Annotated in this window: 24 protein-coding genes; 10 read left to right on the top strand and 14 right to left on the bottom strand. The window is 34.8% G+C overall.

The features are described from left to right. Window positions 1-83: 83 nt before the first annotated feature. Window positions 84-377, bottom strand: a complete 294-nt coding sequence (locus tag Q0039_RS01865) for an HU family DNA-binding protein (protein ID WP_297508179.1) — start codon at window positions 375-377, stop codon at window positions 84-86. Between the two features lie 134 nt (window positions 378-511). Here Q0039_RS01865 and mutY point away from each other — a divergent pair, with 134 nt between their 5' ends. From mutY to gldD, 5 genes are all read left to right on the top strand, one after another. After that, complete coding sequence (gene mutY, locus Q0039_RS01860; protein WP_297508176.1) at window positions 512-1,549, top strand: A/G-specific adenine glycosylase; 1,038 nt, start codon at window positions 512-514, stop codon at window positions 1,547-1,549. Between the two features lie 144 nt (window positions 1,550-1,693). Next, window positions 1,694-4,018, top strand: coding sequence for a VWA domain-containing protein (locus tag Q0039_RS01855; RefSeq protein ID WP_297508173.1), 2,325 nt, complete (start codon window positions 1,694-1,696; stop codon window positions 4,016-4,018). A gap of 122 nt (window positions 4,019-4,140) precedes the next feature. After that, complete coding sequence (gene ssb, locus Q0039_RS01850) at window positions 4,141-4,572, top strand: single-stranded DNA-binding protein (protein WP_297508170.1); 432 nt, start codon at window positions 4,141-4,143, stop codon at window positions 4,570-4,572. Window positions 4,573-4,593: 21 nt separating this feature from the next. Continuing rightward, window positions 4,594-5,895 (top strand): gliding motility-associated protein GldE, encoded by a 1,302-nt coding sequence (locus tag Q0039_RS01845; RefSeq protein WP_297508167.1) that lies wholly within the window; start codon window positions 4,594-4,596, stop codon window positions 5,893-5,895. Then, complete coding sequence (gldD, locus tag Q0039_RS01840; RefSeq protein WP_297508164.1) at window positions 5,885-6,451, top strand: gliding motility lipoprotein GldD; 567 nt, start codon at window positions 5,885-5,887, stop codon at window positions 6,449-6,451. Before Q0039_RS01845 ends, gldD begins: the two co-directional genes overlap by 11 nt. 57 nt (window positions 6,452-6,508) lie before the next feature. On the opposite strand, the gene Q0039_RS01835 is transcribed toward gldD, so the two are convergent. Then, window positions 6,509-6,874 carry a heavy metal-associated domain-containing protein gene (locus Q0039_RS01835; RefSeq protein WP_297508162.1) on the bottom strand — a complete coding sequence of 122 codons (366 nt, stop codon included), beginning with the start codon at window positions 6,872-6,874 and terminating at the stop codon, window positions 6,509-6,511. Between the two features lie 95 nt (window positions 6,875-6,969). On the opposite strand from Q0039_RS01835, the gene Q0039_RS01830 reads away from it, so the two are divergent. Further along, window positions 6,970-7,836 carry a DMT family transporter gene (locus Q0039_RS01830; RefSeq protein WP_297508159.1) on the top strand — a complete coding sequence of 289 codons (867 nt, stop codon included), beginning with the start codon at window positions 6,970-6,972 and terminating at the stop codon, window positions 7,834-7,836. Between the two features lie 47 nt (window positions 7,837-7,883). Here Q0039_RS01830 and Q0039_RS01825 read toward each other — a convergent pair whose 3' ends face one another. Both Q0039_RS01825 and Q0039_RS01820 read right to left on the bottom strand, forming a co-directional pair. Beyond that, window positions 7,884-9,941 carry a pitrilysin family protein gene (locus Q0039_RS01825; protein ID WP_297508155.1) on the bottom strand — a complete coding sequence of 686 codons (2,058 nt, stop codon included), beginning with the start codon at window positions 9,939-9,941 and terminating at the stop codon, window positions 7,884-7,886. Window positions 9,942-9,951: 10 nt separating this feature from the next. After that, window positions 9,952-11,280, bottom strand: coding sequence for a pitrilysin family protein (locus tag Q0039_RS01820; protein ID WP_297508153.1), 1,329 nt, complete (start codon window positions 11,278-11,280; stop codon window positions 9,952-9,954). A 249-nt stretch (window positions 11,281-11,529) separates the two neighbouring features. Between Q0039_RS01820 and rplU the strand changes: the two genes are divergently transcribed. Both rplU and rpmA read left to right on the top strand, forming a co-directional pair. Next, window positions 11,530-11,994: a 50S ribosomal protein L21 gene (rplU, locus tag Q0039_RS01815; RefSeq protein ID WP_297508150.1), complete on the top strand. Its 465-nt coding sequence runs from the start codon at window positions 11,530-11,532 to the stop codon at window positions 11,992-11,994. A gap of 23 nt (window positions 11,995-12,017) precedes the next feature. Beyond that, window positions 12,018-12,278, top strand: coding sequence for a 50S ribosomal protein L27 (gene rpmA / locus Q0039_RS01810; protein WP_297508147.1), 261 nt, complete (start codon window positions 12,018-12,020; stop codon window positions 12,276-12,278). A gap of 108 nt (window positions 12,279-12,386) precedes the next feature. On the opposite strand, the gene accC is transcribed toward rpmA, so the two are convergent. From accC to pdxA, 6 genes are all read right to left on the bottom strand, one after another. After that, window positions 12,387-13,733: an acetyl-CoA carboxylase biotin carboxylase subunit gene (gene accC / locus Q0039_RS01805; protein WP_297508144.1), complete on the bottom strand. Its 1,347-nt coding sequence runs from the start codon at window positions 13,731-13,733 to the stop codon at window positions 12,387-12,389. 74 nt (window positions 13,734-13,807) lie between these two features. Next, window positions 13,808-14,296, bottom strand: a complete 489-nt coding sequence (gene accB / locus Q0039_RS01800; RefSeq protein ID WP_297508141.1) for an acetyl-CoA carboxylase biotin carboxyl carrier protein — start codon at window positions 14,294-14,296, stop codon at window positions 13,808-13,810. A gap of 22 nt (window positions 14,297-14,318) precedes the next feature. Further along, window positions 14,319-15,317 carry a beta-ketoacyl-ACP synthase III gene (locus tag Q0039_RS01795; RefSeq protein ID WP_297508138.1) on the bottom strand — a complete coding sequence of 333 codons (999 nt, stop codon included), beginning with the start codon at window positions 15,315-15,317 and terminating at the stop codon, window positions 14,319-14,321. Between the two features lie 139 nt (window positions 15,318-15,456). Beyond that, window positions 15,457-15,651: a 50S ribosomal protein L32 gene (gene rpmF, locus Q0039_RS01790; protein ID WP_129460132.1), complete on the bottom strand. Its 195-nt coding sequence runs from the start codon at window positions 15,649-15,651 to the stop codon at window positions 15,457-15,459. Window positions 15,652-15,659: 8 nt separating this feature from the next. Further along, window positions 15,660-16,199 (bottom strand): DUF177 domain-containing protein, encoded by a 540-nt coding sequence (locus tag Q0039_RS01785; RefSeq protein WP_297508135.1) that lies wholly within the window; start codon window positions 16,197-16,199, stop codon window positions 15,660-15,662. 77 nt (window positions 16,200-16,276) lie between these two features. After that, window positions 16,277-17,341 (bottom strand): 4-hydroxythreonine-4-phosphate dehydrogenase PdxA, encoded by a 1,065-nt coding sequence (gene pdxA / locus Q0039_RS01780; RefSeq protein WP_297508132.1) that lies wholly within the window; start codon window positions 17,339-17,341, stop codon window positions 16,277-16,279. Between the two features lie 65 nt (window positions 17,342-17,406). Here pdxA and Q0039_RS01775 point away from each other — a divergent pair, with 65 nt between their 5' ends. Beyond that, window positions 17,407-18,000: a riboflavin synthase gene (locus tag Q0039_RS01775; protein ID WP_297508130.1), complete on the top strand. Its 594-nt coding sequence runs from the start codon at window positions 17,407-17,409 to the stop codon at window positions 17,998-18,000. A 510-nt stretch (window positions 18,001-18,510) separates the two neighbouring features. Here the strand turns inward: Q0039_RS01775 and Q0039_RS01770 are convergent. Both Q0039_RS01770 and Q0039_RS01765 read right to left on the bottom strand, forming a co-directional pair. Beyond that, window positions 18,511-18,957, bottom strand: a complete 447-nt coding sequence (locus Q0039_RS01770; RefSeq protein WP_297508127.1) for a hypothetical protein — start codon at window positions 18,955-18,957, stop codon at window positions 18,511-18,513. Window positions 18,958-19,211: 254 nt separating this feature from the next. Continuing rightward, complete coding sequence (locus Q0039_RS01765; RefSeq protein WP_297508124.1) at window positions 19,212-19,472, bottom strand: hypothetical protein; 261 nt, start codon at window positions 19,470-19,472, stop codon at window positions 19,212-19,214. Window positions 19,473-19,988: 516 nt separating this feature from the next. Between Q0039_RS01765 and Q0039_RS01760 the strand changes: the two genes are divergently transcribed. Beyond that, entirely contained in the window at window positions 19,989-21,380 is a 1,392-nt protein-coding gene (locus Q0039_RS01760; RefSeq protein ID WP_297508121.1) for a tyrosine-type recombinase/integrase, read from the top strand. On the opposite strand, the gene Q0039_RS01755 is transcribed toward Q0039_RS01760, so the two are convergent. Both Q0039_RS01755 and Q0039_RS01750 read right to left on the bottom strand, forming a co-directional pair. Then, complete coding sequence (locus tag Q0039_RS01755) at window positions 21,377-21,979, bottom strand: hypothetical protein (protein WP_297508118.1); 603 nt, start codon at window positions 21,977-21,979, stop codon at window positions 21,377-21,379. The two genes, Q0039_RS01760 and Q0039_RS01755, sit on opposite strands and share 4 nt — an antisense overlap. A 73-nt stretch (window positions 21,980-22,052) precedes the next feature. Then, window positions 22,053-23,507 (bottom strand): DNA methyltransferase, encoded by a 1,455-nt coding sequence (locus Q0039_RS01750; protein ID WP_297508115.1) that lies wholly within the window; start codon window positions 23,505-23,507, stop codon window positions 22,053-22,055. Window positions 23,508-23,767 lie beyond the last annotated feature (260 nt).

Genomic DNA, 23,767 nt, shown 5'->3' with positions numbered 1-23,767 from the left:
TACGTTTATGCGTCGCAACCTTATGTCTTTTTCTTTTTTTACCGCTTGGCATAGGTTAATTTGTTAGTGATTAATAAATATTTTTAGACTGTAACTTCAGTTTTAGCTTTTACACCTTCTACAAATACTTTTGCAGGTTTAAATGCGGGAATATTGTGAGCTGGAATTTTGATTGTAGTGTTTTTGGAAATATTTCTTCCTGTTTTTTCAGCTCTAGTTTTAATGATGAAGCTACCAAATCCTCTTAGGTATACATTTTCACCATTTTCTAAAGAAGTTTTTACTTCTTCCATCAATGCTTCTACTGTAGATTGAACTTCTCCTTTTTCAAGACCTAATTTCTCCGAAATCTTCGCTACGATATCTGCTTTAGTCATATTCTTTCGTATTTAATAATTATGTGTAAATTTTTTGAGAGTGCAAATATAGCAATTAAAAAAACAAATTTTCAAGTATAATCTATTAAAATTTAAATACATAAAGTTTTACTTTTGTCAAACTCAGAATTGCTATGGATTTTACGAACACCCTAATCGTTTGGTATTTAAAAAACCTACGGGATCTACCTTGGCGTCAAACCCAAAATCCTTACCGTATTTGGCTTTCTGAAATCATGCTTCAACAAACACGAGTAGCCCAAGCAACACCGTACTATTACCGTTTTTTGGAAGCTTTTCCAACAGTTCAAGACATGGCAGCCGCAGACGAAGAAACCCTCTTAAAGTTGTGGCAAGGACTAGGTTATTATTCTCGAGCGCGTAACCTGCATTTTACCGCCAAACAAGTGGTCACAGAATTTAAAGGGGAATTTCCAAAAACCTACAACGAATTACTACAACTCAAAGGCGTAGGAGAATATACTGCTGCAGCTATTGCTTCAATCGCATACCATGAACCTGTGGCGGTAGTCGATGGTAATGTGTACCGAGTTTTGGCGCGCTTCTTTGGAATTGAAACCGATATTGCATCTTCTGGGGCAAAAAAAGAGTTCGCCGAATTAGCAAATACACTGTTGGATCGCAAACGTCCGGCAGAATTTAATCAAGCGTTGATGGAGTTTGGAGCGGTCCATTGTACTCCAAAGAATCCAAAATGTGATTGTTGTGTTTTACAAAGTGCCTGCGTGGCTTTTCGAGATAAAAAAACAAGCGTACTACCGCTGAAATTAAAAAAAACAAAAGTCACCAATCGCTATTTTCATTACCTGGTTTTTGAAGATATAGAGGGAAAAGTACTCTTGGAAAAACGGACAGAAAAGGGAATTTGGCACAATTTATATCAATTTCCTTTAATCGAATCGCAAGGAATACTGTCTTTTGAAGATTTTTTAACCCCTTTTAATGACCACTATGGTAAACAATCCATAAGCACAATTCAAAGAATAAATCACAATCCCATTTTACATAAACTAAGCCATCAAAATTTACATATCTTTTTTTACAAAATTCAGCTTCAAACTATTGAATCTAAAGGAATACCAGCCGATGAACTGAATAATTTTCCAGTACCGATAGTGATCCATAATTTTATTACTCAAATCAACAAATAAACCTAAAGGCAAACCCCTCTTTAGGTTGATTGCATTTTATCCGGCTTTTTTAATCACCTGTAAGTCAACCGATAATGTTTCCAAACAATAGTCTATACTAAAGTCGGCTTTCAATGCGTTTTCTATTCATAAAATATACTGTTTATGAAAAATACGATTTTAGTTTTGGGGTGGTTACTCTTTAGCATGAGCCTATTAAACGCTCAATCGAAAATGAATTTTACGATACATGTTTTGGATAACAAGTCCGAACCTGTTTCTGATTTGTCTGTTACTTTAATTGAAACTACAAGCAAAAAAAGAATCCATTCAAAAACAAATAATGAGGGAACAATAACATTTGAAATCAATTATGGAAAGGAATGGGGGGTTAATGTTGGCGAAATGAAAAACTGTGCTTTTATTGAAATGCCCGACTCAGGATTTGCAAAACAAACCAAAACGCTTACTTATGATTTAGAAGATTATCGTCGGATTAACCGGCCTTATGTTGATCGTAAAACTATAATTTTTACAACAATAGATCAAACCAAGAATAACGATTTTACATTTAACGAAGAGCAAGCATTAGTTCGATTAACCCTAAATCGAGAGGATGGCAGTTCACTGGTCAATTTTCCGGTACAGCTCACTTGCTTCAAACAAAAGAAAGTGTTTTTAAGTACAACTAACGAAAAAGGACTGGCACGATTTGTAGTTCCCCATAGAAATGACTATGAAATAGATCTCGATAATATTGAAAATTTCAATTATATTGATGTTAAGCAATCGGGGGTTTATTCGCTTAAGACCACCTATCAACCGACCGAAATAGTGGAGAACGATCGAAACGACACGATTGTACAAACACTTAAAAACCAAGCCAACGGAACATCCTCAAGAGTCTTCTTAAAATTAAAAGTCCATCAAATCAATGCTAAAAATTTAGCCAATGAAGACGTCTACTTGCAGATGTTAAAGTCAAATAAAGTATACAAAGGAAAAACCAATTCAAAAGGAGAAGTCTATTTTTTATTACCAACCAAGAAAAAATATATGGTGCATTTTAGGTACCAAAAAGATATTGATGTTTTAAATTACAAAGATATGCAGGGGATTTCAAGTGCAGAAGCTGAATTCACTTATTTGCCCGATCCTAAACTGCAATTTCCCGAACGTTTTGTACCTACACCCGATAATTTACTTATAAAAGACTTTTTAGAATTTCTTTATCTACAATACCCAGAACCAACCGATGATGCTGCCGTTAGAATGGATGTTTCATGGGGTAATGATCAAGTGAACCCATTGTCTAAAGAAGCCATTTTACAACTGGGTTTTAAAGTCAAAAAAGACGACGGAAAATTATACGGTCCGCCTTTAAATATATCGTTAGTTGTTGACGCAAGTGGGTCGATGGAAGGAAATAATAGACTCGACGCCTTAAAAGTGGCGCTTTTAAATTATGTTAAAAAACTACGGCCTACCGATATCGTTTCATTGATTTCATTTAATCATGAGGCAACGCTTTTAGTACCTGCTCAAAAAGTGGGCGATGGATTATACCTCAAAGATATGATTGAAGATATGCAGGCATCTGGTGGTACAGATATATATAAAGGAATGATTGAAGGATATGAACAAGTGGCTAAAAATTTTATAGGCACAGGGACTAATCGGGTACTATTATTAACCGATGGATATGATAGCCGACCCGTTGAAGAAGTAGTAAAGGCATCAAAGGCCTACAATAAAATGGGGATAGAACTATCGGCCATTGGAGTTGGCGAAGGTTATAATCAATCGCTCTTAAGCTTACTTGCGTCTGAAGGGGGCGGATTGTTAAGTTTTATTGCCGATTCAAAAAACATTTCGAAAGCATTTGAAAAAGATTTAAATAGTGTACTCAGTCCATGTGCAAAAAACTTAACCGTTGAAATCACAAATAACAATCAAATCCTATTTCAGGAACTTTACGGATACCCTTTTACAAAAGCTAACGACGGCGCTACAATGACCATTAACAATGTGTACAGCGGATTAAACACTTTAGCTCTTATAAAATTTGATTTAAAAAATCCAAACGAAGCCATTGAAAAAGAACCGATTATTATAAAAATGAACTATTATGATTACCGCAAACAAAAAACAATCACCCATGAAGAAAAAGCCTATTTAAAATGGGTTCCGGCATTACAACATTTTGAAGTTATACGCGAAGCCCAACATAAAAAGTTATATGCAATTGCGGTTTTAAATCAATCCTTAAAAGTGATGGCTGAAGCATTCCAAAAAAATGATGCTTTACTGGCTTTGCATACCATTCAAAGTTCAATCGATCAAATTAAAAAAATATATCCTGAAGCCAAAGATGATGATGTGGAAAAGCTTATAAACTCGGCCTCTGACTATGCTTTGGCTTTAACCAGAACCCTTAAAAATAATAAAGAGAAATCAAAAACAACTGCAACAAATAAAAAAAGTAAATAAATGATTTTCAATAATTTCAAATAGATTTTAGATAAAATTTGACGTAATAATTTCTTCCCGTTCAAAGTTAAATGTATAAATAATTTTTATATTTTTGTAAGATATAAATACGCCATTTTATTATGAACGGGACACTTAACAAAGTTATGCTGATTGGTCATCTGGGGGATGATGTTAAAATGCACTATTTCGAAGGCGGTAATTGCATTGGTCGTTTTCCATTAGCAACCAATGAAATTTACATAAACAAATCAACGAACGAAAAAATTACATCTACAGAATGGCACAATTTAGTTGTGCGTAATAAAGCTGCCGAAATCTGCGAACGCTTTTTAACTAAAGGAGATAAAATTTATGTAGAAGGGCGCATCAAATCGCGTCAATGGACAACCGAAGAAGGGATTACAAAATATACTACTGAAATCCAGGTTACTGAATTTACTTTTTTAAATGTTAAAAAGGATTTAGAGAGCAAATCGGTTCCAAGCCATGAGCCGCGGACTTCAAGTTATGAAACACCGAGCGCTGATGTTGAAAACGACATGCCCTTCTAGTCGAACTAATCGTTATTAAATTTGGATCCAGAACCCGGTTTATCTACTGTTGCAGTATTTGATTCTGAAATGCTTTTGGGCAGCATTGGAATTGTAATACTGCTCTTTTGTTGTGCCTTAGTTGCTGCAACTGAAGTGGCTTTTTTTTCGCTTACACAAAAAGATCTTCAACAGCTGGCTGAAAAACAATCGGATAAATTTCAAATTATTTCTGATTTACTCGCAAAACCCAAGAAATTATTAGCCACAGTATTGATTGCGAATAACTTTCTGCACATTGCTATTGTGATCCTTTTTTCCGTTTCATTGGATCGCTTATTTTCAACCATAGCTATTCCTATGGTAAAATTTATTGTAGAAGTCATCTTGGTGACCTTTTTGATTTTACTTTTTGGTGAAGTATTACCCAAAGTTTATGCGAGCAGAAACAACATAAAATTTGCACTTTTTATTACCTATCCTTTAGTCTTTTTAACCAAAGTTTTAGCGCCCGTTAGCACCCCTTTACGTTGGATTACCTTGTTTATTCAAGAGAAATTAGGCAAAGAGAAAACAAATTTTTCCGTTGATCAACTCTCGCAAGCATTGGAGCTAACCTCAACAGAAGACACTACACAAGAAGAACAGAAACTTTTGGAAGGAATTGTGTCGTTTGGCCACACCGTAGCAAAGCAAGTCATGAGTCCGCGAATTGATTTATTTGCTTTAGATATTGAAGCACCATTTAGTGAAATTTTACCTCAAATCATTGACAAAGGCTATTCCCGAATTCCCGTATATCAAGACAATATAGACCATATTATTGGCGTTTTGTTTATTAAAGATTTGATTCCCTACATCAATAAAAAAGAATTTGAATGGCAAAAGTTATTGCGAGAACCGTTCTTTGTTCCTGAAAACAAAAAATTGGATGATTTGTTAAACGATTTCCAAGGCATGAAAAATCATTTAGCAATTGTTGTTGACGAATATGGCGGCACCTCCGGTTTGGTTTCTTTGGAAGATGTAATCGAAGAAATAGTGGGCGATATTAGCGACGAGTTTGATGACGAGAGCATCAACTACACTCAAATTGATGATCGAAATTTTCTTTTTGAAGGAAAAATCAATCTAAAAGACTTGTACCGAATTATTGATGTAGACGAAACAGTATTTGAAGAACGCAAAGGCGAAGCCGAAACATTTGCTGGTTTACTACTTGAATTATTAGGTAATTTCCCTAAAAAAGGTCAAAAAATATATTTTGCCAACTGTCTATTTACTGTAGAAGTGGTCGATAATAAACGAATTAAACAAATTAAAGTCACACTTGATGCCGCGTAATTATTTTTATTTTTTTGGATTTACCTTTGCCGTACTACTACTATTGACGAGCTGTAAAGAGGAAATAATCCCTAAACCACCCGGTCATTTGCGCTTGGAATATCCTTTAGCCAACTATACTCAATTTCAAAGTGATTGTCCGTTTGGGTTTGCATTAAATACCAAGGCTATAATTAAAGAAAAAGGAGAATGTAATTATACGATTACCTATCCTAAAATGAAAGCCACTATTTTCTTAACCTATAAACCTGTTCAAGGCAATCTAGAAGCATTATTACGAGATACACAAAAGCTAACCTATAAACACGTTATAAAAGCAGACAATATATTGGAGCAACCCTATATCAATGCAAAACAAGGGGTTTACGGCATGTTTTACCGCTTGGGAGGAAATGCAGCTACTAATGCAAATTTTTATGTCACTGACAGCACCCATCATTTTTTGAGTGGTTCGATGTACTTTTATGCCAAACCCAACTTTGATTCCATCATGCCCGCTGCCGATTATATAAAAAACGATATGCAAAATCTTATAGAAACTTTGCAATGGAAATAAAAAATGGGCAATCCTTTCGAATCGCCCATTGGTACTTTATTGTAAGGTATTTTAAGCTTACAGACTTACTTTTATCGCGGTAACTTTATACGTTTTCCCATCGGCACACGACTCAACGAATTGTTTTAATTGACTCGTTGACAATTTATCGGCATCAAAATGAACCGTGGCTTGTTTTTTTTCAAAATCTACTTTCGCTTTTTGAACACCCGGAGTTTCGGCTAATTTCTCTTCAATCGTTTTGGCACAACCAATAGCACACGTCATCCCTTCTACTTGGAACGAAACTACTGTTGGTTTAACAACGGAAGCCTTAGCATTTAAAGCTGTTTCTGAACCTGAGGAAGCCGAAGACTCTTGCTTACAAGAAGTAATTAGCAGTAAAGACCCGGCAAAAAAAGCTACAATTTTTGATGCATTCATACTTTTGAAATCAATTTATAAAACAAAATTAAAATAATTTTTAAACGGACTTTCATAAAATAATGCCAATTTTGCAGCATAAACGTTTAAAAAATATGTCCAATCAACATGTAAAATGGCTTTTCCTTATTGTATTAGCCTTAATTTGGGGAAGTTCATTTATACTCATAAAACGCGGACTTATTGGCCTAACACCACTTCAATTGGGTGCGGCTCGAATTACATTTTCTTCGGTATTTTTATTGATCATCGGTTTTGGAAGTCTACGCGATATACGGCACTATCAATGGATGTACATTGCCTTAACATCACTTTTTGGCACATTTATTCCCGCTTTTCTTTTTGCAATCGCTCAAACGCAAATTAGCAGTTCGGTAAGTTCTATCTTAAATTCACTAACTCCTTTAAACACCTTACTCATAGGAGTTGTCGCTTTTGGACTCACATTCAAGCGCGCACAAATAATAGGCGTATTAATTGGTTTGGCAGGGACACTTTTATTAATTATTAATGGTATGCTATCTCATCCCAACCAAAATTACAGCTACACCCTTTTGGTATTGATTGCTTCTTTATGTTATGCAACCAACGTTAATTTAATCAAAAAACACCTTTCAGATGTAAGGCCTTTAAGTATTACAACTGGAAATTTTTTAGTCATGTTAGTTCCCGCGGCGTCTATTCTATTTGCTACATCGATACATGACCATCTTGGGGAAATAAAAATTCAAAACGCACTCTTTTTTGTGATGATTTTAGGGGTTGTTGGAACGGGTTTAGCCAATATACTATTTTACAAATTGATACAAATTTCGTCTCCGGTTTTTGCTACTTCGGTAACGTATTTGATTCCGGTTGTGGCAACTATTTGGGGATTATATGACGGAGAATTCCTTTCTGCTGTTCAAGGTATCGGTGCTTTAATTATACTAACAGGGGTTTATCTATCAAGTAAAAAATAAAAAGACCGCCATTACTGACGGTCTAATTTTATTAATAATTTCTATTTTTATTGGAAATCTGCGTCGGTAACTCCTTCGTTAATTTTCACTTCAGAAATTTTAACTTCAATATCTCTACCAGCCATAGAAAGTACAATGATATAAGGAACCTTTATCCCTTTTACCTCTTTATAATCAGAATATAAAATCGATTGGGTTGATTTTTGTCCGTTACGCTCTTGCGTAGTTGAGGAACCTAATCGCAACCCTGTTTTTACATCATAGTAGTACGTAGTTTTACCATTTTTAACCGCATATGCATCGGCGCCATTAAACGGCTCAATTCCGTCCAATACAACATCTGATTTTTTAACTAATGCCAATTCTTCAAAAGTACCTGCGATTGCTTTCTTCTCTGCAAATTCTTCAGCACTTAGTTCTTTTTTCTGACCTTGACCTGAGTTATAACCCGATTTATCAGCTATGACTTGCTTAGATAACTCCATCATACCTGTTAACTCCAATTTGGACATCGTTCTTCCTTTATTATCGCGTTTTGTGATATAGGCTAACGGAGCAGGAGCGCCTTCAATTTCAGAAGAACCTGTTACAAATATTGATTTTACACCCGCAACTGCTTTTTCACCTCCAATAGCTTTGATATAATTATCCATTACCGTTTTTACAGTAATTCCAGCCGGAATAGGCAATTTCATTTTTGGTTTCTCTGATGGAGCTCCAAATTTATCAAAGTAGAACATTGGAATTTTTAATTTTTCCAATGCAGGGATTACCTCGCTACCTTTACCTGTAACAATAATTCTGAGGTTATCTGCCAATACATACTTATTCATTACACGCATAACATCTTCAGCAGTTACGGCTTCAATGTTTTTAATGTAATTTTCATAAAAATCGGCAGGCAAACTTTCAGTTTCAATATTTAACGCATAACGCGCTACCGTTTGTGGTTTTTCGACTTGCATTACAAAACGACCAATATACCCGGCTTTAACATTTCTTAGGGCCTCATCGGTAACTTTTTCGGTACGAATACGCTTGATTTCTTTCATAATCTCAACAACCGCACTATCGGTTACCGCGTTACGAACTTGCGTATTGGCTTTAAACTTACTCATCATGTACTTATTCACACCCACGTTTGAGCGTGCACCATAAGTCCAACCATGTGCTTCACGCAAATTCATATTTAAGTAACTATTAAAATCGCCTCCTAAAACTTGATTGGCAATAATTACTGGGAAAAAATCGGGATCCGATAGTTTTAAATTTACCGCATTTACCACAGAAATTTCCGACTGAACAGCGTTTGGCATGTCTACGAAATTAATTTGGGTAAACTGAACATTACTTGGAGACGTATACGTAATTTGTGGAGCTGTTGCTTTGGTCCAGTCTTCAAATAATTGGGTAACCGTCTTTTTTACCTCTTTAAATTTAACATCCCCAATAACAACCAAATAGGCTTTTTCAGGAACAAAATACGTGCTGTAATTTTTCTTTACATCGTCTAAGGTTACATTCTTGATGGTTTCTTCTGTCAAGTATTCCCCGGCAGGGTGATTTTTACTATACACCAATACATTTTCTACACGACCGGCAACTGCAGGTACACTTTTCTCTTGAGTTTTTAAGCCTTCGATTAACTTATCGCGTTCTTTATCAAATTCCTCTTGCGTAAAATTGGGCATTAACGAACCTTCTGCCATTAATTCCAAAATACGTTTTGAATATTTTGATAAACCACTAGCATAAGCACCGCTCGAACTGAAACTAATGTCAGCGCCTAAGAAGTCAATTTCTTCATTGAAAGCATCTTTAGGGGTTTTGGTAGTCCCCATCCCCATCAAACTGCTGGTCAAATTGTCAATACCTTTTTTATTGCCTTCTGCAAATGGTGCATTATCAATGGTCAAACTAAAGGAAACACGAGGTAGTTTATGGTCCTCAACAACCATAACTTTCAACCCGTTGGGTAATGAAAAAATTTCTGGTTTTTTTATTTTAATAATTGGAGCTGGTCCAGGTTTCGGTTGGGATCGGTCTTGTGCTTGCATAGTTATTGTTAAAAACAAGCTGGATAGAAGTATAATAGATTTTCTCATGATAAGTCAATTATTTAGATTCAGCTTTGTCTTTTGCAGGAATATAGTCCAAAATTAAGCGCTGATTTGGGTTTAAATATTTTTTCGCAATGTCACGAATTTCTTCACGAGTAATCGAACGGTACATTTCAATTTCCGTGTTAATTAAATTTACATCCCCATATAATAAATAGTACGAAGCTAAATTTTCAGCGACACCTTCTACATTAGAATTACTGTTAACATAATTATTTTCAAATTTGTTTTGTAACTTTTGGTAGTCTGGAATTGAAATCAAATCCGTTTGTAACTTTACAATTTCTTCATCAATTTCTTTAATTAAGCCTTGAGATGTTGCATCACCTTGAGGCATACCATAAAGGATATACATTCCGTAATCTTCTTGCGAATAATTGAATGCACCAATTTGAAGGGCCATTTTCTTATCATCTACGATTTTTTTGTACAATTTTGAACTATTTCCATCGCTCAAATACGATGAAATCATGTCCAAAATACGCGCATCACGTGTTTTCATAGAAGGAGTACGATAGGATGCTACCACCATTGGCTTTTGAATGTTGGGATCCTCGTATGTAGCATGCATCTCTTGTGTAATTGGATCTTCAACAAATTGCTCTCTTTTGATTTCTTCACCGCGAGGAATAGGAGCAAAATATTTATTAATCCATTCTTTTGCTTTTGCAATATCAATTTGACCCGCTACAACCAATACCGCGTTGTTTGGTGAATAATATTTTTTGTTAAACGCTTGAAACTCCTCTAGGGTAGAAGCATCTAAGTGTTCCATAGAACCGATAGTTGCCCAACGATAAGGATGTTTGAAAAACATATTGCGTTTTACTTCTGCGATCAACTGCCCGTAAGGTTGGTTATCTACGCGTAAACGCTTTTCTTCCTTAACTACTTCATTTTGGGTATCAACGCCAATTTGGTTGATAACTGGATGCATCAATCGTTCTGATTCCATCCATAATCCCAATTCTAGATTATTGGAAGGAAAAACTTCAAAGTAATACGTACGGTCATCCGAAGTATTGGCATTGTTGGTTCCCCCGTTTCCGGTTACAATTTTGAACCACTCACCTCTTTTGATGTTTTGAGTTCCTTCGAATAATAAATGTTCGAAAAAGTGGGCAAATCCGGTACGATCCGGTTTTTCGTCTTTGGAACCTACGTGATACATTACCGAAGTAATCACTACAGGCGCCGAAGGATCATTGTGAAGAATGACATGCATTCCGTTGTCTAAGTCATACTCCTCAAATGCAACTTTTTGAGCATGAGCTGTACCTCCAAGCATAAGCAATGAACTTAAAGCGATTAAAGATTTTTTCATAAGAATTAGTTATTTGTTTTTCCGGGTAAAAACCCTACGTTAAATCGAATAACCCATTAGTAGCCCTAATGGAAATTCTGTTACACAAAAGTAATTTTTTTACTCAATACCCTTTACTTTTTTAAGAATTGAAATTCAAATATTTATAACCTATTGATTTTTACGGAAACTATTTTAAAAGAAGTATTGTTTGAATAAAATTAAATCGTATATTTGCATCCTTAAAAAATTTAACTAAATCCTATTGTTATGTACGCAATCGTAGAGATAGCAGGGCAACAATTCAAAGTAAGCAAAGACCAGAAAGTTTTTGTTCACCGTTTAGCGAACGAAGAAAGTTCAAAAGTTTCTTTTGACAAAGTTCTTTTATTAGACGACAACGGAACAATTACGATCGGCGCCCCAGCTATAGAAGGTGCTTCAGTAGAAGCGAAGGTTTTACAACACCTGAAAGGTGAAAAAGTAATCGTTTTCAAGAAGAAAAGAAGAAAAGGTTACAAAAAGAAAAATGGTCACCGTCAAGCGTTAACCCAAATTGTTATTGAAGGTATTTCTGTAACAGGTGCAAAAAAAGCAGCCAAAAAAGAAACAGCTCCTGCTGTTGAGGCGGCACCTGCTGAAGAAGCGCCTAAAAAAGCAAAAGCGCCTAAAGCAGAAAAATCAGAAGATGCTGCTCCAAAAGCGCCAAAGAAAACAAAAAAATCAGAAGAGTAATAACTTTATAAAACCAAAACATCATGGCTCACAAGAAAGGTGTCGGTAGTTCCAAAAACGGTAGAGAATCGGAGTCGAAACGACTTGGCGTAAAAATCTATGGTGGTCAAGCGGCTATCGCAGGTAACATCATCGTTAGACAACGTGGTTCTAAACACAATCCAGGTGAAAACGTGTATATGGGGAAAGACCATACATTACACGCTAAGGTTGATGGAATTGTAAAATTCCAGAAAAAAGGTGACAATAAATCTTATGTATCTATTGAACCCTTCCAAGCTTAATACTTCGTATTAGAACATAAAAAGCAACCCGCTCCTTTGGAAGCGGGTTTTTTTATAAATCACAAAAAAACTAGAACAAAAAAAACCACCTCGAAAGGTGGCTTTATCTTAATTAGGTTCTTTCATTTTAAAAGACTCCATAAATTTTGTAGTATAATTTCCTGCGACATAATCGGGTTCATCCATCAACTGTCGGTGAAACGGAATGGTCGTTTTAATTCCTTCAATATAAAATTCATCCAAAGCGCGTTTCATTTTGTTGATAGCCTCTTCACGCGTTTGCGCCGTAGTAATCAATTTTGCAATCATCGAATCATAATTTGGAGGTATCGTATATCCCGCATAAACGTGTGTATCTAAGCGAACACCATGGCCTCCCGGAGCATGTAAAACGGTGATTTTACCTGGAGATGGACGAAAATCGTTATACGGATCTTCAGCATTAATTCGGCATTCGATTGAATGAAGTTGGGGCAAATAATTTTTACCCGAAATCGGCACACCCGCTGCTACTAAAATTTGCTCTCGGATCAAATCATAATCGATCACCTGCTCGGTAATAGGGTGTTCAACTTGGATTCGTGTATTCATTTCCATGAAGTAGAAGTTACGGTGTTTGTCTACTAAAAACTCAACCGTACCTGCGCCTTCGTACTGAATATACTCTGCTGCTTTAACCGCGGCATCTCCCATTCGCTGACGCAAATCATCCGTCATAAAAGGGGATGGTGTTTCTTCTGTTAGTTTTTGATGACGTCGTTGAACAGAACAATCGCGCTCTGATAAGTGGCATGCTTTACCATAGGAATCCCCAACTACTTGAATTTCAATATGACGCGGCTCTTCAATCAATTTTTCCATGTACATCCCGTCATTTCCAAAAGCAGCAGCTGCTTCTAAACGGGCACTTTCCCACGCCTTCTCTAATTCCTCTTCTTTCCAAATAGCGCGCATCCCTTTACCTCCACCACCTGCAGTTGCTTTCATCATTACGGGATAACCAATTTCTTTTGCTACTTTTTTTGCTTGTTCAAAGGATTCTAAAATCCCATCTGAACCGGGAACACAAGGAACGCCAGCGGCTTTCATTGTTGCTTTAGCGGTAGCTTTATCCCCCATTTTTTCTATCATTTCGGGAGAGGCACCAATAAACTTAATTCCGTGCTCTTGGCATATTTTTGAAAATTTAGCGTTTTCGGAAAGAAAACCATAGCCTGGGTGAATTGCATCTGCATTCGTAATCTCAGCAGCAGCAATGATGTTGGCCATTTTTAAATACGATAAATTACTTGGCGCTGGCCCAATACAAACCGCTTCATCTGCAAACTTTACGTGTAAACTTTCCGCATCAGCAGTAGAATATACCGCTACGGTTTTTATACCCATCTCGCGACAAGTACGAATCACACGCAAAGCGATTTCGCCTCTATTGGCAATTAATATTTTCTTGAACATCCTGTTTCAATTTAAATTAGACAAAGATTAGACACCACACACGAATTCTTATGTGCGCATCAAACCGCAACAAATTAAGACGGATCTACCAAGAATAACGGTTGATCAAACTCAACTGGCGACATATCGTCTACCAAAATTTTTACAATTTTTCCAGAAATTTCCGCTTCAATTTCGTTGAACAACTTCATGGCTTCAACAACACATAAAACATCTCCTTTTCCAATGGAAGTCCCCACTTCTACGAATGGCGCTTTGTCTGGAGCTGGTTTGCGATAAAATGTACCGATCATTGGCGATTTTATCGTGATGTATTTTGCATCATCAGCAGCAGGTGCGGCAGGTGTTGCAGGAGCTATAGGAGCTGCAGCAGCAGGCGTTGGAGCGGCAACTTGTGTCATTACAGGGGCTACTGGAGCAGACTGTACGTAAGTAATATCCGGAGCATTTCCTTCTAAAGTAGTACGGATGGTGATTTTCACATCACCTGTTTCCAATTTAACCTCAGCAACTCCCGAGTTGGATACGAATTTGATTAGATTTTGAATCTCTTTTAAATCCATAGTTCTTTCTTTTAGTTAGCGATTATTGTTTGTTGTATGCCCATTTTAGGTAAATAGCTCCCCAAGTGAAACCCCCACCAAATGCGGCAAAAATTAAATTATCTCCTTTTTTCAACTGACTTTCATAATCTGATAACAACAGTGGTAAAGTCGCTGAAGTTGTGTTTCCGTAACGTTGAATATTAATCAAAACTTTTGATTCATCCAACCCCATACGATGTGCTGTTGCGTCAATAATACGGCGATTAGCTTGATGCGCAACTAACCAATTAATATCATCATGGGTCAAGTTATTGCGCTGCATGATTTTCTCACTTACATCGGCCATGCCAGAAACTGCATATTTAAATACCGTTTTACCATCTTGAAATACAAAATGTTGTCCGTTTTCAACGGTCTCTTTCGATGCTGGGAGTATTGAACCACCGGCATCAATTTTTAAATACTCTCGACCAATCCCATCGGAACGCAAATATTCGTCTTGCAACCCTAATCCTTCTAAATTTGGTTCAAAAAGCACAGCTCCTCCACCGTCACCAAAAATGATGCAGGTAGCCCGATCGGTGTAATCAATGATGGAAGACATTTTATCGGCACCAAGCAATAGTACTTTTTTATAGCGTCCGGACTGAATATAGGCTGAAGCCGCCGACATTCCGTACAAAAAACTAGAACATGCGGCAGACAAATCAAATGCAAAGGCGTTAATCGCACCAATTTGAGTTGCAACATACACACCCGTAGAAGCCACAGGCATATCTGGAGTGGCGGTTGCCATAATAATTAAATCAATTGATAACGGATCGATATTGTTTTTTTCAATAAGATTTTGGGCTGCTTTAATTGCTAAATAAGAAGTTCCTTTTCCAGGCTCTTTTAACAATCTTCTTTCATTAATTCCAGTACGCGTGGTAATCCATTCATCATTGGTATCAACCATTTGTTCCAAAACAGCATTCGACAAAACGAAATCGGGAACATAAGAGCCAACGGCGGTAATAGCAGCGGTAATTGTACTCATAGTTAACTTTAATAATCTTAGAAAATCGAAATTTTCAAAGGGTGGAAATTACAAAAAATAATTGAGTTATACTTTATCTACTGAAAAAACAAAAAACTCCCACAAAGGTGAGAGTTTGATGGATTTTATTCCGTATAAATTAAGCTTCAGCTACTGATTTATCAATAACTACCTGACCTCTGTAATACATTTTACCTTCATGCCAGTAAGCTCTATGGTACAAGTGTGCTTCTCCAGTTACAGGACAAGTAGCAATAGTTGCTACAGTAGCCTTGTAGTGCGTTCTTCTCTTGTCTCTTCGGGTCGAAGACTGTCTTCTCTTAGGATGTGCCATTTTTTATATTATTTATCCGTTAATAGTTGTTTTAATTTGTCCCATCGGGGATCTGTAATTGCTTCTTTTTCTTCTTTTGTTTGTTCTTTAATCGATTTTACGGATAATCGTTCTAAAGCTTCATTTTTTAATGTTCCTTCCTTAACTCCAGGATGAATTCGCTTTTGAGGTACCGATAAAACGATTAACTCGTATAGGTATTGCGTACAGTCAATTTGATGCTCCCCATGAGGCAAAATCAATAACTCTTCATTCTCATTATTGAATGCATCTCCAAACTTTACCAATACTTTTATTGCGCCTTTGATGGGTAAATTAAACAGCTCACCCGTTACATCACAAGGCACTTCTACAGTCCCATTGTGTTTAAATGACAACTCCATAAAAGTTGTTTTTTTATCAAGCGTCACTTTAACGTTTACTGCACAATTTTCAAAATCGCAATAGTCATACGATTCAAAGAACTTCTGTGTAATCTGATAGTCAAATTGGTGTTTTCCCAATTTTAACCCTGTGAAAGGAATTAAAAAATCATTCGTAACTTTCATCATTTCACCATTTTGCCCTAATTGATCCCTCAACTTTGGGAGTGCAAAGATATAAATTTATATGAAATCCAAAAGCGTTAGCCGCCTTTTTTTGATTCCAATTGCTTTTCTTTAATTTTCAAGGGGTTTTTGGACCATTCTTGATACTCCTGCCGGGCACTATAAATATCGATGGCTAAATAAACCGCTTCTTTAAACGATGAGGCATCGGCTACATTTTTTCCGGCAATTTCAAAAGCTGTTCCGTGATCGGGGGAAGTTCGAATTCGATCCAAACCAGCCGTATAATTCACGCCCTGTCCAAACGATAGAGTTTTGAAAGGAATTAAGCCTTGATCATGGTATGAAGCGATTACTGCATCAAATTTTTCATGTTGCTTTGAACCAAAAAAGCCATCTGCCGAATAGGGGCCAAAAACCAAAATGCCCTTATCAAATAGTTTTTGAATGGCTGGCTTTAAAATCTCTTGATCTTCTTTTCCAATAACGCCATGATCACCTGCATGAGGATTTAAGCCTAACACTGCAATTTTTGGACGGTTAATTCGAAAATCTTGTTTTAACGTATGGTATACGGTTTCTATTTTTTGAATTACCCGTGCTTCGGTTAGTTGTTTAGACACCTCGTTAACAGGCACATGATCTGTTAAAAGTCCTACACGCAGTTGGTCATGAACCATCAACATTAAAGCATCCCCATTGAGTTCTTTATCTAAATAATCGGTATGCCCGGGAAAAGAAAATTCATCAGATTGAATAGAATACTTGTTAATTGGAGCTGTAACTAAAGTATCGATTTCCTTATTTTTTAAGGCCTGGGTAGCGGCAACAAAAGATTTAATGGCATATTTCCCAACCGCATCATCCAATTGACCAAAGTTTAAATCTACCGCTTCTTTCCAAACATTGAATACATTTACTTTTCCTACAATCATTTGATCCATACGATCAATTCCATGTAAGGGCAATTCTGAATTCATTGTTTTTTTTATAAAAGAAAGCACTTTTACATTGGCAAAAATAACAGGGGTACACAATTCCAACATGCGTGTATCTTCAAACGTTTTTAATACCACCTCAGGGCCAATGCCATTAAGGTCACCGATTGAAATTCCAACAATACTATGTTCTGCTTTTTTCATGCGCTTTTGAAGTCGGTTTTTATTGCGTACTTTTGAATGGCAAATTTAGAAAATAAAAACGACAAATGTTTACTGGAATTATAGAAACCCTTGGAACCATAACGGCCTTGGAAAAAGAGCAAGAAAACCTTCACATTACAATGCGGAGTTCACTCACCAACGAATTAAAAATCGACCAAAGTGTGGCCCATAATGGCGTTTGCTTGACGGTTATAGCAATTGATGGCGATCAATATACCGTAACCGCGATTCAAGAAACCATTCTAAAGACTACTGTAAGCGACTGGAAAGTAGGCGACAAAGTAAATTTAGAGCGTGCAATGAAATTGGGGGATCGACTTGACGGCCATATAGTGCAGGGCCATGTTGACCAGATTGGCTACTGTAAATCCATTCGAGAAGCAGACGGAAGTTGGTATTTTACTTTTGAATATGATCCCGCTTTACACAATATTACGATTGAAAAAGGATCGGTCACCATTAATGGAACAAGTTTAACGGTAGTCGATTCTAACAAAAATGAATTTAGTGTAGCGATCATTCCCTATACGTTTGAACATACTAATTTTCACACTTTTAGGGTTGGGACCAAAATCAATTTAGAATTTGATGTAGTAGGGAAATATGTTGCCCGTCTTTATGGCTTACACCAAATGTAATTCTCAAAAAAAAGAAAAGCTTCAAGAAATACTTGAAGCTTTTTTATTGTTTTTAATTTTATAAAATGCGTAAGCTAGACAAAACATAACCAAAAAAATCACGCCTTCATCCACAGGTAATCCCGGCGGTGGAGGAGGAATCGGGGCGGGCGGGTTTGGCGCTGCGAAGGTTAAATTTCCGCTGAAAACCGCAATAATTAGCAATAGTACTTTGGTTAGGTCAAATTTCATAGGGCGTAAAAGTATAAAAAAATTCGCTTTGTCAAAATTTTTTAAAGCATATTTTGGGACAATCTTCCAATAAACTGAATCTACATCAATTATACCTCTTATTTTATTGTTAACGTAAAAATACTGAATTTGGTCTACAAGGATTGTAAAAGTTAATTTGTTTTGTCAGATCTATTGAACTTGACTATATTTATTGATTTCTTATTCCAAGAATTAAACACAACAATTTCAATTAAGTATCTCACAAATAAAAAATCGGATTGAATCCGACTTAATATTTTATTTTTTCTTTTTAGACGAAACTTTCTTTTTATCTAATTTCATTTTTTCTTTCTTAGATTTTTTTTCTTTTTGCTTTGCTTGCTTTTTAGCTTTAGCTTGCTTTTCCTTTTTCTTGGCTTTTTTTTCTACCTTCTTAATTTTCTTCTTTAATTTTTTTGTATTTCTTTTTTTTGTTTCATCACGATCTGACTTTGTAACTTCAATAGTTTTTAAATCATCCTCTTGAACAAATGAATTAGATTCATTTGGTGCGCTAGTCTCCTCTGCAGGATCTATTATTGGTGTTTCACTTTGAATTGAATGAGTTTCAGTTACGGCCTTATTTAAAACTAGTTTTCTACCCGCAGACTTTCGAACTGAAGTACTTTTTTCTTGAGCCGGTTCATTACTTATTACTTTTTTTTCTTCTTGATTTGATTCATCAATTTGTATGTTTTGATCCATTTAGCTATTTTATGTTAAATTAATGTTATGCAAATGTAATCAATATATTAACAGCTCAATGTTAAGTTTATAATTTCGGAAAAAAATATACCGTTAGAAAATTATCAATATTTAGTAATCTATTAGTGGAGTTATAATTTAAAAAATAACTCAGCTAAACGAAGCATTGTTTATATTCATGTAGCAATAAAAAAATCCTTGTAAATAGAAATACCGCCTTAGGTTTTGATAAGGCAGAACTATTATAATTTATGTTATTTCTTTTTCTTAATAATGTCAAAAATAGCTCCAATTGCAACACCAATTAAAATCCCAAAAGCTATACTTATTGAAATATTTCCATATTTATTTCCATAAACTGTTCCAAATGCTACTCCTAAAGCTGCACCGATTCCTATCCCATTTCCTGATTTCTTATGTTTGTTTTCCATCATAACTGAAGTATTTTTATTGATTTTTGACCGCTTTTTTGATACTACTTTTTTAAATATTTTTATTACCGCAAATTCTATCAAACATATTAGTCGTAAATTAAAAATCAAAATCACCGCAAATAACGAAATATAAAAAACCCTTGCAAACCTGACGTTAACAAGGGTTTTGTTATGGTCCCACTTGGGCTCCCCGAATCGTCCATCTCGGGGTAAACCTCTCGCCCTAAACGCTATAAAAAAAGCCTTGCAAAGTATGCAAAGCTTTAACGTGGTCCCACTAGGGCTCCCCGATTTCACTTCGTTACATCGGGGTAAACTTCTCGCCCTAAACGCTATAAAAAAAGCCTTGCATACTTAGCAAGGCTTTAACGTGGTCCCACTTGGAATTGTTTTCATTAAATTAAAAAAAATTAGTATTGATAATCAAATAGTTACAAGTAAAAAAAGGGTATTTGTAAAGTTGAACAAGGGGTTTTGCTCAACCTTTTGCTCAACTTTTTTTTATTATATTTGCTTCCTGTATAGGATAAACAAATAAATTTACCTTGCAAAGCTAATTTAAGCAATTTAATTGATTTTCAACATAATAATCATTGAATGAAAGTATCTGCAGTTATTTGGAAAAAGAAAAACTCTGATGGATTGTATCCAATCAGGATAAAGCTATATGCGGACAGAAAAAACAAATACATTTCAACCGGTCTTGCAATCCCTTTAATCCATTGGAGTGAGAAGAATAGGAGAGTATTAAAGAGTCATCCAATGCACGAAAGATATAATACAATACTAACAAACCTACTTGAATCTTATAATTCAACTTATACTCATCAAGATGTTTTAGAAGATATGGCAAGTGGAACTCTTGGGGATTTATTCAACGAGAGAATTAGAGATTTTCAATCAAAAAACAGAATCTCAGCGGTAAAAAGATACACAACAATAATTAAACACCTGAAAGAATTACAATTGATTTTATTACCACTTCAAGATATCAATAAAGAACATATTAGGTTATTCAATCAATATTTAATAAACAAAAGAAAGTTATCAAGTGCAGCACTAAAAAATTATAATAAAGTATTAAAAACTTCATTAACTTATGCGGAAGACAACCCAAGATTTACTTTGCCTCGGGTTCATCCATATCATAAGTTTGACCCGATAAAAGAAAATGGGGGGACAAAAATCACACTAAAATTATCAGACATACATACATTAGATGAATCATTACATTTTGATATAAAACCAATGTCAAATGAATTTTATGCATTAACTCATTTTTTAATGGCATTCTATCTAATGGGCATTAGGTTCAACGACCTCATTAGGTTAACTTGGTCCAACCTTAAATATAATGAATTGGTATACACTATGTCTAAAACAGGGCAGGTAATGCATTGTTATCTTAATGATAAAACCTTGAATATATTGAAATATTACCTCCCCGAAACAGTATTCCCGAGAAATCCGGAACAATATACTGCTTGTAAAAATAAAGATGGAAAAAACATCTTTGAGCTTGAAGTTAAATATCGTGAGTACCGTAATTATATAAATCATCGTGAGTTAACAGAACAAGAAATTAAAGAATTTCAAGATATAATTGGAAATAGAGATAAATTACTACGGCTTGTAATTGAAAAATATTCAAGAAATAGAAATGAATTTATTTTTAGTGATTACTTTGAAGATGCGACTGATGCACAAAAAATCTATGAAAAAATTAGTTCCATAAATGCCAAAACCAATAAGATGTTAAAAATAATAGCAAGAGAAAAAGACATTAAACCATTCTCGTATTATTCAGCAAGACATACTTTTGCCCACAATTTTAGAAAAACCACTAACGACTTGTATAAAGTATCAAAGGCTTTAGGTCATTCCAGCACAACTATTACTGAAAATTACCTTAAAGCCTTTGAAACATTGGAACTATATGAAGATACCGATAAATTTTACAAGGATATGAATACCTTGTATAAAGTTTAAGCGACCATTTTATTTTCTAAAGAAAAATTAATTGTTGTCTTTCTTTCAAATAAATCTTTCATTCTTTCAATTCCCTCATCTAATGAAATATTAAAACTATCAAGTTGGTCCCATATTTCATTTGTTTCAAAAGAATAGGATTTTCTAACCTGTTTCGAATATTCTTTAAGTTGATATATTTGACTTATCCTTTCATTACTTCCTATTAAAAATAATCTTAATGAAATTATAACTTTAGGCAACTTTTTTTTATTATATCTTGTAGAGTATTTTAATCCATATTTAGAGTCAAAAACTTCAAGTATCTTAACTAAATCTGAGGGTTTAAAAGATGAAGTGATTAAATCATTTAATTTATCATCTTGATAAAGAATTATCGGGACTTTTTCCATCTTCAAGTCAATTGCAATTTTTAATCTTTTATTACCGTTTATAACAACATTATCTACTGATACTTCTATTGGTAGTTGAATTCCATAAACTGACACTTCAGTCATTAAACAAGAATATTCCCAACTATTATTTATTGTTTTATCAACCCATAAAGGATTAAAAATTAAACTTGAAGTATTAACCCATATTACATTATTGTTTATCATATCTCTAAATTTTTAGAGGTAAAATACGCCTTACCAAATGCGGGGTTTAATCGGTTTCCTCGAATAAAACAAATTATGCTACTTGACCTAATTCATAATTTGACAATCTAACCTCTGAAGCCATTACAAATTGAGGATTCAATTCATATCCAACATATTTTCTATCTGTAAGAACACAAACTTCTCCGGTTGTTGCAGTTCCATTAAACAAGTCCAAAACGGTATCGCCTGGTCTTGTTGTTGAAAGTACACAGATTAATGGCAAATCAATTGGAAACGTACAAGAGTGTTCCATAAAAAAGCCTTTTTCTGCACATTTTCTTCTTAACTCTAATGTGTTAGAACCATTAGATTGAAGAACCCCATCTCTAAAATCAATTGCAGAAATAATTTTTGGCTTAATTCCTGTAGTTCCAAACGAAATATCATTTTTTTCATCAACAAATGATTCTAACCAAGTGGAATCATAATAGTGATTTGCTGATTTTGTAAAGTGAAATATTGGTTCAAAATTTCTAACACTTCTATCTCCAAAAGTATATTGACTATTATTTTTCAACCACATTAATTTATCGTTATATCTCCATAAACCCGTTTGAATCATTTTAATCAAAAACAATTCAGGTACGCATTGGTATTGCCCTTCTCTAACACAATCATTCAAATTAACAAACAAGGAACCATCCTCTTTTAATACTCTAAATGCTTCTTTGAAAATAGAAACCAATTTATCCACGAACTCTTCAACATCCTTTTCAAATCCAAGTTGAGTTTTACCGGTACCATAATCAAACATTCCAAAATATGGAGGGGAAACTACAATCGTATTGATTGAATTATTTTCAAGTTCATACATTACTTCACAAGTATGATTATATATTTTAACCTTCTCTGTAATAAAATCATAAACCTTTGGAACTACATCATTATTTGTCTTTTTAATGATTTCATTATTTAATCTCTCCTCAACTTTATTTAAAGTTAATGCTCCCTTATCCACCTTTAATAATAATTCATCCACTTTAGTTGAATCATTACCATAAAGTTGAGCACCTAATGTTTGGATAGATTTTAATTTTCTTACTTTATAAGTCCCCAATTCTTTATAAGCCAAATCCTTTTCAACCTTCGCTAATTTTAGTTCAGGATTGATATCAGTTCTGTCTCCTGGTTTAATAGAATAATACTTTGCATAAAAGTCAATCTCACGAAGAATCTCAATACAAGATTTTTTTCTAAAATGATTTGTAGCTAATGCGATAACATCACTTTTTTCAGTTGGTGTGGATACAAATACCACAGGAACTTCTCCCATCTTTAAATCTATTGCAATTTGAAGGCGAAGATTACCTGAAATAACACAATAGTTTTCATCCACTAATAATGGGGTAAGAAGTCCAAACTCTTTGATGTTGTTTTTAATTACATCATAGTTTTCAGGAACAAGATAAATTGAATTTAAGAATTCGTTTTTGTGTAATTTTTCGGTGGCTACACTTACCACACTTTGGTCAAAAATTGTTTTCATTAGTTCAGATTTTAGAGTTAAAAAATGAACCTTTACGACTGGTTGAAACGGGTTTTTGAAGTGTTAGTCCTCACTGAAGACAGGGTTTAAGGACGGCTCTTTCGTCCATAGATTTATTATAGAATAATAATTAAATCTAAAAATTATAAAGTCATATTTTAAAGAACTTAAATAACTAAACTTTGTTTGTATTGCTATTCGGGTACAAATCTAGTACATTCTATTTTAATATGCAATGCAGTAATGAAATTATTTTTTCA

Source organism: Flavobacterium sp., assembly GCF_027484945.1.
Lineage (GTDB): Bacteria > Bacteroidota > Bacteroidia > Flavobacteriales > Flavobacteriaceae > Flavobacterium.
Note: the sequence above shows the minus strand (reverse complement) of the source record. Positions and strands in the feature narration are given on the sequence as shown.